The 18169-nt window shown below is 73.2% G+C and carries 13 protein-coding genes; 7 read left to right on the top strand and 6 right to left on the bottom strand.

Translation table 11 applies throughout. The features are described from left to right. Positions 1 to 22 precede the first annotated feature (22 nt). The 3 genes from WMF39_RS20095 to WMF39_RS20085 all read right to left on the bottom strand — a co-directional run bounded on the left by WMF39_RS20095 (position 23) and on the right by WMF39_RS20085 (position 3430). Complete coding sequence (locus WMF39_RS20095; protein ID WP_437747100.1) at positions 23 to 1012, bottom strand: hypothetical protein; 990 nt, start codon at positions 1010 to 1012, stop codon at positions 23 to 25. Positions 1013 to 1204: 192 nt separating this feature from the next. Then, a complete protein-coding gene (locus tag WMF39_RS20090; protein WP_437747099.1) occupies positions 1205 to 2773 on the bottom strand; it encodes a methyltransferase domain-containing protein in 1569 nt (522 codons plus the stop codon). A 6-nt stretch (positions 2774 to 2779) separates the two neighbouring features. Continuing rightward, positions 2780 to 3430: a transaldolase family protein gene (locus WMF39_RS20085; protein WP_437747098.1), complete on the bottom strand. Its 651-nt coding sequence runs from the start codon at positions 3428 to 3430 to the stop codon at positions 2780 to 2782. 301 nt (positions 3431 to 3731) lie between these two features. On the opposite strand from WMF39_RS20085, the gene WMF39_RS20080 reads away from it, so the two are divergent. After that, positions 3732 to 5276, top strand: coding sequence for an ATP-binding protein (locus WMF39_RS20080; protein WP_437747097.1), 1545 nt, complete (start codon positions 3732 to 3734; stop codon positions 5274 to 5276). 20 nt (positions 5277 to 5296) lie between these two features. Here the strand turns inward: WMF39_RS20080 and WMF39_RS20075 are convergent, their stop codons facing one another. Further along, positions 5297 to 6808, bottom strand: a complete 1512-nt coding sequence (locus tag WMF39_RS20075) for a sigma-54-dependent transcriptional regulator (RefSeq protein ID WP_437747096.1) — start codon at positions 6806 to 6808, stop codon at positions 5297 to 5299. Positions 6809 to 6927: 119 nt separating this feature from the next. Here WMF39_RS20075 and WMF39_RS20070 point away from each other — a divergent pair, with 119 nt between their 5' ends. The 6 genes from WMF39_RS20070 (at position 6928) to WMF39_RS20045 (ending at position 14773) form a co-directional block, all read left to right on the top strand. Further along, positions 6928 to 7785 carry an outer membrane protein assembly factor BamD gene (locus WMF39_RS20070; RefSeq protein ID WP_437747095.1) on the top strand — a complete coding sequence of 286 codons (858 nt, stop codon included), beginning with the start codon at positions 6928 to 6930 and terminating at the stop codon, positions 7783 to 7785. Then, the gene (locus tag WMF39_RS20065; RefSeq protein ID WP_437747094.1) at positions 7782 to 8096 is read left to right on the top strand and encodes a hypothetical protein; all 315 of its coding nucleotides are present in this window, start codon (positions 7782 to 7784) and stop codon (positions 8094 to 8096) included. Before WMF39_RS20070 ends, WMF39_RS20065 begins: the two co-directional genes overlap by 4 nt. A 109-nt stretch (positions 8097 to 8205) precedes the next feature. Further along, a complete protein-coding gene (gene greA / locus WMF39_RS20060; RefSeq protein ID WP_012236225.1) occupies positions 8206 to 8682 on the top strand; it encodes a transcription elongation factor GreA in 477 nt (158 codons plus the stop codon). Positions 8683 to 8825: 143 nt separating this feature from the next. Further along, entirely contained in the window at positions 8826 to 12188 is a 3363-nt protein-coding gene (locus WMF39_RS20055; protein ID WP_437747093.1) for a sulfatase-like hydrolase/transferase, read from the top strand. Between the two features lie 31 nt (positions 12189 to 12219). Then, the gene (locus WMF39_RS20050) at positions 12220 to 13515 is read left to right on the top strand and encodes a tetratricopeptide repeat protein (protein ID WP_437747092.1); all 1296 of its coding nucleotides are present in this window, start codon (positions 12220 to 12222) and stop codon (positions 13513 to 13515) included. After that, positions 13502 to 14773 (top strand): outer membrane protein assembly factor BamB family protein, encoded by a 1272-nt coding sequence (locus WMF39_RS20045; protein WP_437747091.1) that lies wholly within the window; start codon positions 13502 to 13504, stop codon positions 14771 to 14773. The genes WMF39_RS20050 and WMF39_RS20045 overlap by 14 nt, the downstream gene beginning before the upstream one ends. 593 nt (positions 14774 to 15366) lie before the next feature. Here the strand turns inward: WMF39_RS20045 and WMF39_RS20040 are convergent. Together WMF39_RS20040 and WMF39_RS20035 are read right to left on the bottom strand one after the other, a co-directional pair. Continuing rightward, the gene (locus WMF39_RS20040) at positions 15367 to 15960 is read right to left on the bottom strand and encodes a GNAT family N-acetyltransferase (protein ID WP_437747090.1); all 594 of its coding nucleotides are present in this window, start codon (positions 15958 to 15960) and stop codon (positions 15367 to 15369) included. A 72-nt stretch (positions 15961 to 16032) separates the two neighbouring features. Continuing rightward, positions 16033 to 17739, bottom strand: coding sequence for a hypothetical protein (locus tag WMF39_RS20035; protein ID WP_437747089.1), 1707 nt, complete (start codon positions 17737 to 17739; stop codon positions 16033 to 16035). Positions 17740 to 18169 lie beyond the last annotated feature (430 nt).

Genomic DNA, 18169 nt, shown 5'->3' with positions numbered 1-18169 from the left:
CCCGGAGAGCCGCCCGCAAGCGCTACTGGGGACAGAGACCGGTAATCTTGACGGCGCTCGCGGCATACTCGCCGCCGAGCGCATAGGCGTCGGCGCACTCGTCCGTCGCGGCCGAGTTCGTCGCGCTGCACCAGTCGCCCTTCAGCACGATCTCCCCGTTCTCGTCGCGCTTGCACGTATTGGGCGTCTCACCGGTGCCGTACTCTCCAATATCGCCCGAGAGCACGACACAGAGGCTCTGCTCGATCCCGGGGATGATCACCCGGTCGACCTCCTCCAGCGTGATGAACGCGGTGAGCTTGCCGCCGTTGATGAACGCAGGGGGATCGCCGTCCGGGCCGGGGAGGCAGGCCTCGATCGGGCTGAGCCCCTCGCGGTTGTACCGTCCGATGCAGTTGTTGTCCGCCGACACCTTCGCGTCGGTGAGCTGCACCTGGTGCATGGGCAGGACGATCGGCTCGGTGGCCGCGTCTCCCGCGCCCGTGTCCAGGAAGATCGGGACGTTCAGGATGTCGGACGCGCCGCTCCACGCGCCGTCGGTCAGGGGAGCGTCGAGCTCCTTCGGCGCGATCTCGAACTCGCCTGCAGACATGTTGGCGAAGCAGTAGCCCGCGAGCGGGTCGCTGGTGGGCATCGCGCCGCCGGTGCGCAGCTTGCCGGTCGCCGTGTCGAACTCGAGCAACCAGGAAAAGGTCCCGGTGCCATTCAAGTTGCACACGGGCAGATTCATCGTCAGGCCCTCGGCGACGAGGCGGGCGATATAGCCGACCGCGAGTACGTCGGGCTTCGTGATCGTCAGCTGCGCCATCCGCAGACCGAACTTCGTCGCGCCCTGATTGTCGTGGACGGCAATGCACTCGGAAGCGACAGCCGTGCAGACCGGGTTCGTCGGCGAGCAGTCGCCTGGAGCCCCGCCGCCGGTCCCTCCCGCTGAGCTCGAGCTCGAGCTCGTCTCGCCGGCGTCGTCGCCCCCGCACCCCGCTCCCGCCGCCGCGCCCATCAGCGCGGACACACCTAATACGCAAAAACCCTTCAGAAACCGCATCTCTTGCCTCCTCTGGTGTCGCAAGGTGCGGAGTATAAGCGGCGGCAATGCGATGACCACGCGGTCGAGGTGACGCCGCGCCGCGTCGCTAACGCCACATTCACGTCACACGCCGATGAGCCCGGCGCGCTTCGTTCGCGTCGCCGCGCGGCGTGACGCCTAGCGGCGCTCGTAGCGGTCGCCGAGCCGGGCGCCGACGGGGAGCGCGCGCAGCAGGCGAATCATGGTCCACACCGTGCCGGCCAGCTTGCGCAGCTTCGAGGTGCCGACGCGCTCGTTGTACTCGATGGGCAGCTCCACCACGCGATAGCCGCACTTCGCAGGGAACAGCAGCGTGTCGATGGGCAACGCGTCGCCCTCACCGTCGAAATCGAACGCGCGAATCACCGAGCAGCGGTAGGCGCGCATTCCGCTGTGGACGTCAGATGTCGGGATGCCATGCATCGCGTGTGTCATGGCGGCAAAGGCGCGGTTGGCGATGTAGTTCGGGACCGGCATGGCCGCCGGCCTCGTGCGGGTGCGCGCGCAGTTCACCACGTCGGCGCCCTCCTCCTCGATGAGGCGCCTGAGCACGGGGATGTTCTCGGCCGGATAGGTGAAGTCGCAATCGAGGTAGATGAGCAGATCGCTCCGGGCGGCGGCGCTGTACATGAGGAGCTCCATGGCCGGCCCGTGGCCGCGGGGCGGCACCTGCCGGAGCACGCGCGCCCCGAGGCCGGCCGCGATCTCGGGGGTCCTGTCCCGCGTGGAGCTGTCGACGCAGAGGATCTCCGCGTCGGGCGCCGCCTTCCTGATCTCGCCGATCATGGCGCCGACGCTCTCCTCTTCATCCATGGTCAGCATGCCGACGGTGAGCCGCATCCGGCGCGGGCGCGGCGGCTTCCTGGCGACGATCACGTGCTGGAACGCGAGGAGGCCGGGCGCGCGGTCGGCGACCACGTCCTCCAGCGGGCGGACGAGCGCGTGATACGCCTTGTAGGGGAGCGAGCTGGCGAGATCGCCGGGGTCGTCGCCTGCGCCGAGGCCGCGGAGGATGAGCCCCTTGGCGGCCCGGACGAGCATCGGGTTCTGCTCCACGCGGAGCACCTCGAGCCCGGCGCGCTCGATGAGCCGGACCGCCGACGCGCGGGTGAAGAAGCGGAGGTGCGTGTCGTCCAGGATGCCGCTCGGCTCGTAGTCGAACCGGCCGGCGAGCAGGCCGAGGCGCACCGGCCAGGCCGCGACGTTGGGGAGCGAGATGATGACGTGGCCGTCCTCCTCGAGGTGGGGCAGGAAGCGGCAGAGCACGGCGAGCGGGTCGGTCGTGTGCTCGAGGACGTCGGCGAACAGGAGCAGGTCGAAGCGCCGGTCGCCGAGCGCCTCGCGCACGGCGGCGTCGCTCGTGATGTCGGCGGCGAGGACCTCGTCGAGCGCCGCGCCGGCGCGCGCGAGCGAGCCGGGCGCGATATCGATCCCTGTCACGCGCGCGCCCGTGCGCTTGACGGCGGCGCCGTTGAGCCCGATCCCGCAGCCGACGTCGAGCACCGTCCGCGGCCGGCCGGCGACGGCGACGAGGGCCCGGTTCACCTCTTCGACCGCGTACTTGCGCCCGGCGAAGGCCTCCGGCGCGGCGCGGGGCGGCGAGCGTCGACCCGGGGCGTCCCCGTTACCGAGAGGGCGCGGCCCGCGGTCTTCGCGGCCCTCCCCGTCTTCCCCGTCTCCTCGCGCGTGGCCGGGCTCGGCGTTCACGCGCGGCTACTTAGCACGCTTCTCCCAGGCGGCGTTGAATTCGCGGATCGTCTCCTCGGTCTTCGGGTTGTGGAGCATCTTCCGCAAGATGGCGGGAGGCACGGTCACGATGTGCGCGCCGGCGTCGAGCGCCTCGTTCACGTCCATGAGGTGGCGGATCGAGCCGACGATGATCTCGGCGCCCAGCCGCTCGCGCTCGAGCCTCGCGCGCGTGCGCTCGATGACCGGGGTCGCGGCGTAGCCCATGTCGCGGATGCGCCCGCTGAAGATCGAGACGTACGCGCCGCCGGCGAGCGCCGCGAGGTACGCCTGGTTGAAGCTCATCACGCACGTGACGTTGGTGCGCACGCCGCGCTTCGCGAGGGCGTGCGTCACCTTGAGGCCGACGTCGCTGAACGGCACCTTGACGCAGATCCGCTCGGGCGCCCACGCGTGATAGCCGCGGGCCTCGTCGAGCATCGCCGCCTCGTCCTCGCTCGTCAGCTCGACCGACACGGGCCCCGCCGACGCCGCGAGCACCTCGCGGATGCGCCGCTCGAGATCGACGCAGCCCGCGTCGCGCGCGAGGATGAGCGGGTTCGTGGTCACGCCGGCGAGCACGCCCCAGGAGAAAAGCTCCTTGATCTCGGCCGGGTTCGAGCTGTCGAGGAAGAACATGGAGCGCTCCAGCGGGCTCGCTCGAGCCCCGGCGCGGTCTAGGCCAGTTCGATGCAATAGAGAAGGGGGATAGCGAAGGGGGATAGCGAAGGGGGATAGCGAAGGGGAGAAGGGGAGAAGGGGAGAAGAGAGAAGTGGAGAACGAGACACCGTCCACGCTGCGCGGCTCGCCGCGCCGCCCTGCAGTGACGTTCGCGGTGCGGCCGGTGTGAACGACGTTGCAAAGACGGAGAGTCCGCGCTTCAGTTCTGGTTGTCGGAGATGTCCCTCCGACGGAACGTTTCTCCACGGCCATGCGTCGATGAGCAGCGGACGATCGTCGAGGGATCCGGTGGCGCACAGCCCGCTGTTCGCGGCTTGCTCGCCGGCGGGGCTCTACGTCGCCGCGCCCGACGGCCGCCTCGTCGACTGCAACGAGGTGCTCGCCCGGCTGCTCGGCTATGGCTCGCGGGAGGAGGCGCTCGCGGCGGGCGATCTCCACCTCGGCGGGGGCGCGGCCGGCGCGACGCCGCCGCCGGCCGGCGCGGTCGAGGGCTTCCTCACCCGCCGCGATGGATCGGCGGTCCGGGTGATGAGGACCGAGACCATCGCGGAAGCGAGCGGCGAGCGGCTCGTGGTCGGGGCCATCGTCGATCTCTCCTCCGCGCGCTGCACCGACGATCGCCGGCGCGAGCTCTCGGAAGGGCTCGGCCAGGCGCAGAAGATGGAAGCGGTGGGGCGGCTCGCGGGCGGGATCGCCCACGACTACAACAACCTGCTCGCGATCATCCTGAACTACACGAGCCTGGTGATAGAGGAGCTCGACGAGCAGAGCCCGGTACAGAAGGATCTCGCCGAGATCAAGCGCGCCGCGCAGCGGGCCGCGTCGCTGACGCGGCAGCTGCTCACGGTGAGCCGGCGGGGGCTCGCGCAGCCGGTCGTGCTGGATCTGCGGGACGTCGTGCGCGGCATGGACGGCGCGCTCCGCGCCGCCGTCGGCGACAGCATCGATCTCGCGATCGCGCTCGGTCCGTCGGCCTGCCGGGTGCTGGCGGACGCGGGGCAGCTCGAGCAGGTGGTGATGAACCTCGCGCTGAACGCGCGCGACGCGATGCAAGGCGGCGGCCGGCTGTCGATCGAGGCGCGCGCGGTCCGCGTCGGCGCTGCGGGGAGCCTGCGCGACGCGCACCCGGCGGTCCCGCCCGGCCGGTACGCGCGCCTCGTCGTGAGCGACACCGGCAGCGGGATGTGCGACGACGTGCGGACGCGCGCCTTCGAGCCGTTCTTCACGACGAAGCCGAGGGGGAAGGGGACCGGCCTCGGGCTCGCCACCGTGTACGGGATCGTCAAGCAGTGGCACGGCCACATCGAGCTCGCCTCCCGGCCCGGGCAGGGCACGCGCGTCGAGATCTACCTGCCGCTCTCCGCGCGCGGGGCGTCCTCGCGGCGCGCGCGCGCGGTACACGCGCGCCGCGCCGCGCCGCGCCCGGGCGAGGGCGGGACGGTGCTCGTCACCGACGACGAGGACGCGGTGGTCACGCTCGCGAGCCGGATCCTGGGGCAGAACGGCTACACGACGCTGACGGCGCGCGGGCCGCGCGAGGCGCTGCGCGTCTGCGAGGCGCAGCGCGGGCGCGTCGACCTCCTGCTCACCGACGTGCTGATGCCCGAGATGTCCGGCGGCGAGCTCGCCGCTCGCCTCGTGAAGCTCAGGCCGGACATGAAGGTGCTCTTCATGTCCGGCTACACGGGCGACGCCCTCGACGGCCCGTTTGCCGTCCGGCCAGGCGCCGCGGTGCTGGGGAAGCCCTTCACGGCCGAGTCGCTCCTCCGCGCCGTCCGCAGGGCGATCGAGGGGGCCGCGTAGGCGGGACGTGTCGGCCTCGCCTACGGCGCCTCACCTCGCTTGATGCCGTACGTGCGGATCTTCTTGTGGAGGTTCGTGCGCTCGACGCCGAGCAGAACGGCCGCGCGCGAGATGTTCCAGTCGAGGCTGGCCAGCACCTCGACGATGTAGCGGCGCTCGGCCCGATCGCGGAACTCGCGGAGCGTGAGGCGAGGGCGCTCCGGCTCGTGGCGGGCCGCGCCCGCGGGCGGCTCGGCCGCGACGGGGGCGGGGGGCGCCGTCGCGCCGTCACCGGCGGCCCCCTGCGCGTCGTCCTCGAACGGGTTCTCGTGCGGATCCTCCGGGAGATCGGCGATCGTGACGACATCGCCCGAGAGGATCGCGGCGCGCTCGATCACGTTCTTGAGCTCGCGGACGTTGCCCGGCCAGCTCCGGCGCTCGAGCGCGGCGTAGACCACCGGATCGATGGCCTTCTGCTTGAGGCCGTTCTCGTTGCAGAACGCCGCCATGAACGCGTCGGCGAGCGCGCGCAGGTCCTCCATGCGGTCGCGCAGCGCCGGGCTCTTGATGGGGAACACGGCGAGGCGGAAGAAGAGGTCCTCGCGGAAGCGCAGCGCGGCGACCTCGCGAGAGAGGTCCTTGTTCGTCGCGGCGAGCACGCGGACGTCGACGTACCGGCTGTGCTCGCTGCCGACGCGGCAGATCTCGCCCGACTGCAGCGCGCGCAGCACCTTGGCCTGGGCGGCGAGGTCCATGTCGCCGATCTCGTCGAGGAACAGCGTGCCGCCGTGGGCCTGCTCGAAGAAGCCCCGCTTCGGTCCGCTCGCCCCGGTGAACGCGCCGCGCTCGTGGCCGAAGAGCTCGCTCTCGATGAGCTCGCGCGGGATCGCGGCGCAGTTGACCCGGACGAAGGGGCCCCGCGCCCGCGGCGACAGCCGGTGGATGGCGCGGCTGACGAGCTCCTTGCCCGTGCCGCTCTCGCCCGTGATGAGCACGCTCGCCTTCGTGGGCGCGACGCGGTCGATCTCCTTGAACAGCCGCTGCATCGCCGCGCTCTGGCCGATCATCTCGTAGCGCGCCTGCACCTGCGCCTTGAGATCCTCGACCTCTCGAGCGAGCCGTGAGTTCTGCAGCGCGTTCTTCACGCCCACGAGGACGCGCTCGCGGTTCAGCGGCTTCTCGAAGAAGTCGCTGGCGCCGAGCTTGATCGCCTTCACCGCGTCGTTGACGGTCGCGTGGCCGCTGATCACGATCACCGGGAGCTCGCGGGTGGCGTCGTCCTGGCGCACGCGCTGGAGGAGGTCGAGGCCGTTCATGCCGGGCAGGAGCAGGTCGACAAGGGCGAGGTCGACGGGGCTGTCGCCGTGCGCGAGCAGCTCCAGCGCCGCCTCGGCGCTCGGGGCCTCCGCGACCTGGTAGCCCTCGCCCTGCAGCACCAGCGCGAGGGTGCGGCGGATGTTGCGCTCGTCGTCCACCACGAGCACGGTGGGCGCGGCGGCGCCTCCGGGCGGGGCGGTGGCCGCTGGGGCGGGCGGCGGAGAGGAAGCGGGCATGGGTCGACCATACCCCAGCTCAGCCGTGCGCCACGATGCGGGGAGCGAAGGAGCACAGGCCCGGCCCCACGGCGGAAGCCCTGGCGCGCCGGCGCCGGATTGGGTACGAGGCCTGCTCGATGAGACCCTCCGCCGCTGTCCTCGCCCTCGCCGGGTGCCTCGCTGCCCTCGGCGCGCTCGTGGGCTGCGATTTCGAGCTCAACGACGGCCGCACCGCGACCCTCACGTACACCGAGGACGCGCGCGCCGCGTACAACGAGGCGATGGCCGCCTTCCAGGCCAAGGACTGGGAGGACGCTCGCGCCCTCTTCGGCGAGGTGAAGCGGCTCTTCCCTTACAGCCGCTACGCCCGGCTCGCCGATCTCAGGATCGCGGACCTCGATTTCGAGCAGGGAAAGTACCCGGAGGCGATCTCGGAGTACCGCGCGTTCATCCAGGAGCACCGGACGGACCGGAATGTCGAGTACGCGAAGTACCGGATGGCGAAGGCGCTCTACCTGGACATCGACGACACGGTGTTCCTGCCGCCGGCCGAGGAGCGCGATCAGGCGACCACGCTCGAGGCCTACAAGGAGATCCGGACGTTCCTCCGGCAGTACCCGCGCAGCCGGTACCGCGAGGACGCGGCTTACATGCTCGAGGTCGTGACGGGGCGGCTCGTGCGCCACGAGCTCTACGTCGCGCGCTACTACCTCAAGGAAGACGCGTTCGACGCGGCCCTCGCCCGGATCGACTACGCGCTGCGGACCTTCCCGGGCTCCGGGCTCGATCCGGAGGCGCTCGTCCTCAAGGGCGAGACGCTCCTCAAGATGAAGAAGCCCGACGAGGCGCGCGCCGTGTTCGAGTCGGTCATCCGGGACTGGGGCGGCCCGTTCGCCGTGACCGCGCGCCGGTTCCTCGACGAGATGGGCGGGCCGCGCGGCACGCCTGCCAAGAAGGCGGCGTCGGGCCGCGCCCCCGCGGGGCCGCAGCTGTGACGCAGGCCGTCGGACGGCCGTCCTCCGGCGCTCGCTACGTGCTGGAGCAGGCCGACGCCGGAGATGCGCCAGGGGAGTTCGTGTACCGGGGCCTCGTGCGGCTCCCGGACGCGGACGTCCCGGTCGAGGTGCGGGTCGCCGAGGCGACCGGCGCGGCCACGGCGAAGGTGGACGCCGCGGCCGTCCCGCACGGCGGACCGCATCCCGAGGAGCTCTCCAGGACGGCGGCGGCCCTCGTCCGGAGCGCGACCAAGTCAGCGGACGCCCATGCGCGGCGGCCGCCGCGGAAGATCGTTCGCTGGCGCGGCTAGGCGAAGGCGGCGGGGCACGCGCTGCGGTCCGGGCGCCTGGCGCCTCGGGCGATTGGCGCGCCTAGGGCCGTCGTCTCCCGGCCGGGAGCCATGCTAAAAGCGTCCCACCATGTCCGAGAAAGTACCGATGACGCCCGAGGGACAAGCGCGGCTCCGCGAAGAGATGCGACGGCTGAAAGAGATCGACCTGCCGCAGGTCGTCAAGGACATCGGGACGGCCCGGGAGCACGGCGATCTCTCCGAGAACGCCGAGTACCACGCCGCCAAGGAGCGCCAGGGCATGATCGTCGCCCGCATCAGCTACCTCGAGCAGACGCTCTCGCGCGCCGAGGTGATCGATCCGTCGAAGCTGAGCGGCAGCAAGGTTCAGTTCGGCGCCAAGGTCAAGCTCGCGAACGTGGACACGGACGAGGAGCAGAGCTTCCAGATCGTCGGGCCCGAGGAGGCCGATCTCAAGGTCGGGCGCATCTCCATCGCCTCGCCGCTCGCGCGCGCGCTGCTCGGCCATGAGGTCGGCGAGGAGGTCCGCGTGAACATGCCCGCCGGGCCGCGCACGTACGAGATCCTCGAAGTCTCCTACGCATGACCGAGCGCAACGGGGCCGCTCCGATGCGCCCGCGGGGCCATGGGGGCGCCAGCCGGCCTCCTGGGGGGCCCGCGCCCTCCGGGCGGCCCCTCCTGGGAAGCCGGCCTGACACGACGGCCGCCGGGGAGGGGATCGCCGGCGTCATGCCGGGGCCGGCCGGCCACCGGGCCCCGGCGGCGCCGCGCCCGCAGGCCGGGCCGGCGCGCCCGTCCACGCCGGCGCCCGCGCCGAGCCGCGCCACGTTCCCGAGCGGGAACTCCGACGCGCCTCCGAGGAAGCTGGAGACGGAGATCGGGTGGCGCATGGCGGACGCCTACCTCGCGATCGCGGCGCTCGCGCTCGCCGAGCTCCTGGTCGTCGGCGTGTGGCGGTGGCGAGAGCTCCTCGGGCCCTACGAGCTCGGCCGCGCCCTGCGCGACCTCCTGCCGCTCGCGCTCTCGGCCGCGGCGCCGTGCGCCGCCGTCCTCGGCGCGGTGCTCGAGATCGTCATGCGCGCCGAGCGCAAGGCGTTCCGCGCCGCGGCAGCGCTGATCGCGGGCGCGTTCGGCGGCGCGGTGGCCTTCGGGGTCTCGACGGGGCGCATGCTCGAGGGTGGCCGGCGCGCGCCCTTCATCGCGGCGCTCGCGCTCGTCGCGGCCGCCGCGACGTTCGCTGCGGCGCCGCGCGCCGCGCGCGCCCTGAAGCGAGCGCGCGCCGCGGCCTCCGGCAGGTGGCTCCTCCTCGCGGCGATCTGCGCGATCGTCCTGCTCGAGGTCGCGAACGTGCGCGTCTTGCCGCGCCTCTACGCCGCCTTCCACCTGGGGCTCGCGGCGCTCACCCTCGCGGCGGCGACCTTCGCGACGCCGGCGCTGCCTGCGCGCGCGGCTCGCCTGGAGGACCTGCACGGGCGGCGCTCGCCCAGGCTGGTGCGCGCGGCGCTCGCGCTCGTCCTCTTCGCGTTCGGCGCGGCGCTCGCGCCCGGCGCCGCGGACAGGCTCGCGCTGGCGGACAACATCCGGCTGATCTACGCGACGCACAGCCCGCTGCTCGGCCACGTGGTCGAGCTCGCCGCCGTGCTGTCGCCGCCCGAGCCGCTCGACGCCGCGCCGCTCGACGAGCGCGCGAGCGGGCACGCCATCGATCTGCGGGGGCGCGACATCGTGCTGATCAGCGTCGACGCCCTGCGCGCCGACCACGTGGGGGCGTACGGCTACGACAGGAAGATCACCCCGAACCTCGATCGCCTCGCGGCCGAGGGCGTGCGCTTCGACGCGGCGTACACGCCGACGCCGCACACGTCGTACGCGGTGTCGTCGCTCATGACGGGCAAGTACATCCGCCCGCTCGTGCTGCAAGGGCTCGGGGACGACTCCGAGACCTTCGCGCAACACCTCCGCCGCTACGGCTACAAGACGGCGGGCTTCTATCCGCCGGCGGTGTTCTTCATCGACGGCGAGCGCTTCGGCGCGCTGCGCGATCGGGCGCTCGACTTCGAGTACCGGAAGGTCGAGTTCGCGAGCGCAGAGCTCCGGCTGGAGCAGGTGCGGAGCTACCTCGCCGGGCTCGGGCCGGAGCAGCGCGCGTTCATGTGGGTGCACCTCTTCGAGCCGCACGAGCCGTACGAGGCGCACCCGGAGCACCCGCTCGGCGACCGCGACATCGACCGCTACGACGCGGAGATCGCCGTGGCGGACGCGGGGGTGGGCGCGATCGTGGACGAGGTCCGCAAGGGGCGCCCGGACGCCGTCGTGATCGTCACGGCCGATCACGGCGAGGAGTTCGGCGAGCACGGCGGTCGCTACCACGGCACGACCGTGTACGAGGAGCAGGCGCGCGTGCCGCTCCTCGTGAGCGCGCCCGGCCTGCTCTCGCCGCGCGTGGTCCGGGCGCCGGTGCAGCTCGTCGATCTCCTGCCGACGGTGCTCGCGGGGCTCGGCATCCCGAGGCCGGCGCGCGTGCGCGGCGCCGACCTCGGGCCGCTGCTCGCCTCCGGCGACGAGGCGGCGGAGCAGGGCAAGGCGGCGCCGGGCGGGCCGCCCTCGCTCCCGGGCTTCGCGTTCGCCGAGACGGACACGCAGACGCTGCTCGCCAAGGGCACGCTGCGGCTCGTCTGCGCGCGCAAGATCGGCGCGTGCGCGCTCTACGACGTGGCGACCGATCCGCGCCAGCAGGAAGACATCTCCGCGCTGCGCCCGGCGGAGCTCGCCGCGATGCGGTCGGAGCTGCGCGCGATCGAGGCGTCGCACGGGCGTTACGAGGTCCGCGGCCTCCGGCAGGAGGGCAAGGGCTGGCCCGACGCGCTCCGCCGCGGCATCGCGGGCGACGCCGACGCGGTCGTCGAGGTCGCGGCGCTGCTCGACGACGCGGACGTGGCCATCCGGCGCAAGGCGGGCGAGGTGCTGTTCGATCTGCGCCGCTCCGAGGCGGCGCCCTCGCTGCGCCTCGCGCTCGTGCGCGACGAGGACGACGAGGTGCGGCGCTGGGCGGCGCTCTCGCTCACGCGGCTCGGCGAGGGCGCGCCGCTCACCCGCGATCTCGTCGTCGATCGCGATCGCAAGTGGCGGCGCCTCGCGGCGCTCGCGCTGGCGGAGTCGGGCGATCGCCGCGGCGACGACGTGCTCGTGGCGTGGCTGCGGCAGGTGGTCCGCGGCCCCGAGCAGGACGGCGGCGCCGACGCGGGCGAGGTGACCTCGTTCGAGCGGGCGCGCGAGATCGTGGACGCGCTCGCCAAGATCCGGGTGAAGGCGGCGCTGCCGCCGCTCATCGCGGCGCTCGGCGACGTGCGGCTCCGCCCGTACGCCGCGGCCGCGCTCGCGGCGATCGGCGAGGACGCCGCGCGGCCGGCGCTCGCGGAGCGGCTGAGCCAGGAGCCGTACCAGACCGCGCGGGTCGCGATCGCGGAGGCCCTCGTGAAGCTCGGCGCCGGCCCCGAGCTCCGGGCGCCGCTCCTGCGCATGCTCGGCACGCCCGATCCGCTGCCGGGGGGGCTCGGGCTCGCGCTCCGGGCCGACATCCTCGACCTCCTCGGCGGGCCGCGCGAGCGCGATCTCGGCCGCCTGCGCCGCTTCGCGAAGAGCGGGGTGGGCCTCGGCGTCGTGATCCCGAAGGCCGGCAACGGCAAGGGCGTGCGCGTCCTCTGCCGCGCGCGGACCGACGACGGCCGCCCCGGCGAGGTGCGGTTCGGCAGGCCCACGCGTGGCTGGCGCCCGCCGAAGCGGGACGGCGCGTCGCTCGTCCCGGCCAGCGCGCCGGAGCTCGATCCGGAGCGCGCGGTCACGCTCGCGATCCCGCCGGGGAGCGAGCCGACCGAGGCGTTCGCGACGCTGCCGCCCGCGGCGGGCGCGCAGGCCGGCAATTACGGCGATTTCGTGGTGTACGCGACCCAGAACGTCGAGGTGTCCGCGTGCGCGGTCGTCCCGCTGAGCGACGAGATCCCGCCCCCGCAGCCTGCGCCCTGGTCGCCCGGGGAGGCCGGGGCGCCGCCGCGCTCGGACGACGAAGCGCCCGCCGCTCACCGGCCAGATTGACGCCGCAGGCCGCGAGACTAGAGTCCGCCGCGTGTCGGACAAGGACCGAGAGCAGGCCGAAGAGAAATCCGCGCGGAGCGACGGCGATGTCGCCACGCGGAGCGATGGCGACGAGGACGGGGCCGCGGAGGCGGCCCCGGCGAGGCCGCCGCGCGGCGCTCCGGTGAAGGACGCCGGCGGCGGCGACGGCGACGACGAGGCCGCGCAGCGCGTGGCCGACGCGCTCGGCGTCGGCGAGGCGGAGGAGGCTCCCGCGCCGGAGGCGGCGGGCGAAGAGGCGGCCGAGGCGGCGCCGAACCGCGCGGCCCGCCGCCGCGACGAGGCCACGGCGCGCCGTCGCAAGAAGAAGGCGATCGGCGAGGAGCTGCCCAAGGACAAGAACGCCCGCGCGAAGGAGCTGCTCGCTCGCCGCAGGGAGCAGGCCGAGGGGCGCCGCCCGGTCCAGCTGCTGCCGGGCGAGATGGTCGAGGACGCGCTCAGCCGGATGAGCAGCGGCGCTGGCCGGTGGATCAAGGCGAACTTCCACATCCTCCAGTGGGGCGTGCTGGCGGCGCTCGTCGCGACCGGCGGCGTGCTGTTCTACCTGTCGCGGGTCGAGAAGAAGGACGCCGTCTCTTCGTCGGCGCTCGTCTCGGCCGTCGCCGCGGATCGGGGCAGGGTGCTCGCCGAGGACACGCGCACCGAGGAGGAGAAGGAGCTCGACGTCACGAGGACCTTCAAGACCGCGGACGAGCGGTCGGCCACCGCGCTCGCCGAGTACAACAAGGTCATCGACGAGCACGCCGGCACCGGGGCGGCGACGCTGGCGAAGCTCGGGCAGGCCGGGGTGCTGCTCGACAAGAAGGACTACGCGCACGCGCTGGACGCGTACAGCGTCGTGGTCTCGTCGCCGCTGGCCGGGGCCGATCCCGACGTGAAGGGGCGCGCCATCGAGGGCATCGCCTTCGCCCGCGAGGGCAAGGGGGATCTCGACGGCGCGCTCGCGTCGTTCAAGGAGCTCGAGGCGATCGACATGAAGGGCTACAAGGAGCTCGCGCTGTACCACCAGGCGCGGCTCCACCTGGCCAAGGGCGACACCGACAAGGCGAAGGAGCTGCTCAAGAGCGCGCACGAGAAGCTCCAGGCGCCGTCGACGGAGGGCCGCCCGTTCCAGTTCCTCGAGGCGGTCGTCGAGGAGATGCTGCGCAAGATCGATCCGGCCGCCGTGCCGCCGCGCGCCGCGTTCGGAGGTCCGAAGGGCCAGTCGATGACGCCGGAGGAGATCGAGCAGCTGCTCCGCCGGGCGCGTGAGAACGCGGAGAAGAAGGCGGGCGATGCGCCGCACTAGCCGCGCAGCGGGCGTCGCGCTCGTCTGGCTGGGGCTCGCGCCGCTGAGCGGCTGCGGCAACCTGGGCGTCGCTGCGGCGCCCGATGCGCCGCTCTGGCTGCACCACCCGGGCGGCGCACTCGGCATCACCATGCGTCGCGAGCTCACCGCCGAGACGCGCAAGGTCGGCGAGGCCTACGAGCGCGGCCGCCCCGAGATCGACGTGGCGCACCGGCGCGTCTTCGTCGGATCGAGCGATCACGGGCTGTATGCGCTGCGCGCGGACACGAGCGACGTCCTCTGGCGCTTCGAGACGCTCGGCCCGGTGCAGTGCGAGCCGCTCTACGACGCCGCGTCGGACACGGTCTATTTCGGCTCGGACGATGGCGCCCTCTACAAGGTGCGCGCGTCCGACGGCGCGCTGCTCTACCGCTTCATGACCAACGCGAGGGTCGCGCGGCGGCCGGTGTTGCGCGACGGCGTGCTCTACGTGACGAACTCGAACGACACGCTGATCGCGCTCGACGCGGCGACGGGGGCGATGCGCTGGCACCAGCACAGGACGCCGGCGGGCGGGATGGAGATCTCCGGGCACGCGGGGCCGGCGCTCGGCCGGGACAAGGTCTACACCGCGTTCTCGGACGGGGTCGTGATGGCCTACGACCTCAAGGACGGGTCCGAGCAGTGGGCGCTCGTCGACCTGGCTGCCGAGGCCGAGCAGAGCGCTGGCGGCCAGACGCCGAAGTACCTCGACACGGACACCACGCCGGTCCTCGGGAAGATCGCCTCGGGCGATGTGGTCTTCGTGGCAGGTTACGCGGGCGGGGTCTTCGCGCTCGACGCAGAGAACGGGACCCGGGCCTGGATGAACGAGACGGCGGTCGGCGTGACCGAGCTTCTCCTGTGGGAGCAGTCTGCGCACCAGCCCCGGAGCGGAGGCGGTCCGATCGTGCCCGCGCGGAAGGTGCTGCTTGCGTCCTCCGGCATGACCGGCCTGTGGGCGCTCGATCCGGAGGATGGCCGCACGATCTGGCGCCGGGACCTGCCTGACGGCGGCATCTCGGCCCCCGTGCCGTTCTCGGGGGCGCTGCTGGTGACGACCACGCGCTACGGGATCTTCCTGTTCTCTCCGCTGGACGGGGCCGTGATCGACGGCATCGAGACCGGCGGTGGCATCGCGATGACGCCGGCGGCGTACGGCCGGCGTGCGTTCGTCCTGACGAACGGCGGCTCGCTGCTGAGCCTCGACGTCGAGACGCCCCCGGTTCCGAAGGGCTGAACACACGTACAGACTGAGGCGCGGCGGCTCGATGCTGGCGGGCCGAAGGGCGCGCGGGGCGTTGCGGACGACGCCTTGAGGCGTGTTGCGGGGCTCCGGAGTGGTGCCTCCGGCCAGGTCTCGTGGCGGGCAGAGCCAGGGGTGGCGGCGACCGCGGGCGAGGCCGACCGACCCAGGTTACGTCAACGGCAGCGACCGGTGGGGCGAACCCAGGTTGCCGCGGGCGAGGCCGACCGACCCAGGTTGCGTCAACGGCAGCGACCCGGTGGGGCGAACCCAGGTTGCCGCGAGAGAGGCCGGCCGACCCAGGTTGCGGCGACGGCGGCGACCGCCGCGGGCCCGATCGGCCCTCAGGTGCATGAATTTGCTCGTGAAATCGAGCCGATCTCCCCTGCCCGCAGCACCGGCCTTGGATCGCATAAGAAACATTATGTCAACTCGCGCCCCCGGTCGGTTTTCCGGGCCCCACGGCTGGCGCGAGCGCAGCCAGGCGAACCCCGGCCGAGCCGTCGCGCGCTTCTGCAACCGCGCCCCTTCGCCCGGGCGCCCGCCGGCCCACGACGGCCCCGAGCGAACCGTCCGCCCGGCCGGGTTCAGCTCTCGCTGCGCTCGTCGCCCTCGTCCGGCGCTTCAGGGCGTTGCGGCGGAATGGCCGCCCACAGGATGACCTCGCCGGCTCGGGCCGGCGGGCTCCCGGAGGCCTCCTGCTCGCTCCACCACGCGCGGACCTTCGCGGGCGCGCCCTCGCCGAGCGGCTCGAAGCCCTTCTTCTCGTAGAAAGCCTGGGCCCAGCTCGCCTTCTCCCTGGAGCGTACGACGATCTGATCCATGCCGAGCTCGCGCGCTCGATCCTGGAGGTCCGCGAGCAGCCGCGTCCCGATGCCGCATCGCTGGTGGTCCGGGTGCACCGAGAGCTCCTCCAGGACTGCGACCCCAGGCGCCTCGTCACGCCACGCCAGGTAGCCGGCTACCTCGTCGTCCGCTTCTGCCACGCGCACGTCGTGCCGCCGCGTCAGCGCGGCGAGATCGGCGAGCGTCCGCGCCTCGATCTCCGAGACCCCGACCCCAGCGCCAGCCTCGCGGTGCGTCGCCGTACAGGCCTGCTCCAGCGCTACGAGCGCCGGCAGCTGGGCCTCCTGCAGTCCTGTCACGCGGATCCGCTTCGGGGCTGTCCGTTCGTCATGCATCCCCCGAGGCTACCGTCGATGCGCGGGATGCCCCACTTCTTGCCGAACGTGTCCCCGCGGCGCCGCGGCAGCTCAGCTACGCAGCTGGAGCAGCCGCGCGATCGTCTCGCCGTCCCCGGGGCTCAGCGGGACGAGGATCCCGAGCGCCGCGCCCCGTGGCGGAGCGTTCCTTCCGTCCATCGGGACGAGCCGGAGCTCCCCGGCGCTCGAGATGCCGATCACCGCGATCCGCAGCGCCGGCAGCGGCTCGATCTGCGACGCGGGAAGCCGCGGCGGAGGCGCCTGCCATTCCCCTTCGTACGGCGGATCGTTCCACGACGAGTCCTCCGACGAGCCCCCACGATCGTCCGTGAGGGCTCCCTGCGACCAGGACGCCGCCTCCTCCGCGCCCTGGCCCTGCATCGCGTCCGAGGGCTCCCCCGCCAAGATCGGATCTCCCTGGTGATCCGCAGAGGCGATGCCAGCGTCGGCTTCATCCGGCTCGGCCTCGGTCCAGTCGGCGCGGTCGTCGGACGCGTCGCCCGCCTCCGGTGCGGCAGCGGGCGGCTTGCCGTCGCCCGCCAGCTGCTCCAGGGCGAGCATCGGCGTCTCCTCGTCCAGATCCTCGATCCGGAGCTCCATCAGCACCCGCTGCTCCTGCGGGGTCAGGGGGCGGCGCGCGGTGCCCTCATCGTCCGTGCTCGGCCAGAGCCCCGGGCGCCGCTCTGTCGCCTCCTGCGAAGAGCCCGCGCCGAGCGGGACCGCCGGCCGCCGCGCCAACGCCGCGGCCATGGCCGTCGGCGTCGGCACCGTCGCGCGCTGATCGGCCGGAGGATCTGCGTCGGCCAGCTGCTGCTCCCCGCTGGCACTCTCGCGCGCGGCGTCCGACGCGCCCTGCCCCGGCTCCTGGCCAGCGAGCGCACCCGCCGCCGGGAGCTTGACCGCTGGGACCTCCTCGGTCACCGCGGTGGTCGACGACACCCTCCCGTGGGGCGACGCCGCGAAGCCGGTGATCGCACGCGCGTTCGCCGGGACAGCGCGGCCAGGCGATCCGGCCGTCGAGGCGGCCGCGCCCGGCGGGGCGCCGGTCTTCGTCGCCGCGGCAGGGCGCGCCGGGAGCCCTGGCGCGTGGCTTGGCGTGCGCGCCGCCGGCGACAGCTGGGTCGGGGTCACCTCGCGCAGCGCCGCTGCGCTCACCGGCCCAGGGGCGCGCCCCGGCACCACCGACGCCGGCCGGCCCAGCCCCGTCGCGGGCCTGGGCACGGCGCCGTCGCGGAACGTCGCCGCCGCGGACGTGATCGGCCCTGTCGGCGCATCGCCGGCAGGCGCGCGGACCGAAGGCGCCCGCATCGCGGCGGGCGGCGCGCTCGTGCCCGCGCCGCCGCGCTCGGCTCGTCCTGCCTCCACGCCCGGCGGATGCGACGGTCGCGCCAATGCCCCCGGCGCGCTAGGCCTGGGCGGCGCCGCGCTCGCTGTCGCGGGAGGCGCGCCGGACGCCTGGGGAGGCGCGCTCGCGGCCGCATTCGGCGGCGCGCTCGCGGTCGTGGGCTGCGAGGCCGTGGCCGTATCCGCCTCGAGCGCCGCGATCTTCTGCGCCACCTCCGCGGCGGCCTTGAAGAGCTCGAGGGCGCGCAGGTCGGCGTTGGCATCCGAGGCCTGCTCCGCGGCGCGGCGCAGCCATTTCAGGGCCTCGTCGCGCTCCCCGCGCCCCCACAGCGCGGTCGCGGTCGACAGCGCCCAGTGCACGTCTTCGTTGTCTTCGTCGTGAGGCGGCGGGATCGGGCGCAAATTGGCTTCCATGAGGCCTCGTCGAGCAGGTCGCTCACCGTGTATCACGACTCCAGCGCCCGCGTCTTCAACGCGAGCTGGCGCACTTTTCGCACCTTTACGCGCACTTTTACACGCGTCTTTACACGCAACGAATCATTCCCTTTCGCCGCACGCGGTTCCCGTCGGTTCCCATCGGTTCGCATCCGTTCCGATCTCCTCGCGCGCCGCATCGATCGCCCCGGCCGCGCTCGCCGCGCCCTCTCTTCGGGCTGCGCTCGCCTACCCTCCGCAGCGATGCGTCCCTCCGAAGCGCCTTCGCCCCCGAGCTTGAGGTCCGTATACGCTTCGTGGCACCCTGGCTTTGCGGGACCTCCTTCGTGACGTGCAGGCGCGATGGCGCTGCGTCGCTCCGGCAGACGTCGAGGCTACGGGCCTCCACGAACGTAACGGTGGCACTCGA

This window comes from Sorangium sp. So ce1504 (genome assembly GCF_051521635.1).
Taxonomy (GTDB): domain Bacteria; phylum Myxococcota_A; class Polyangia; order Polyangiales; family Polyangiaceae; genus Sorangium; species Sorangium cellulosum_B.
This window is presented reverse-complemented; position numbering and strand designations above follow the sequence as displayed.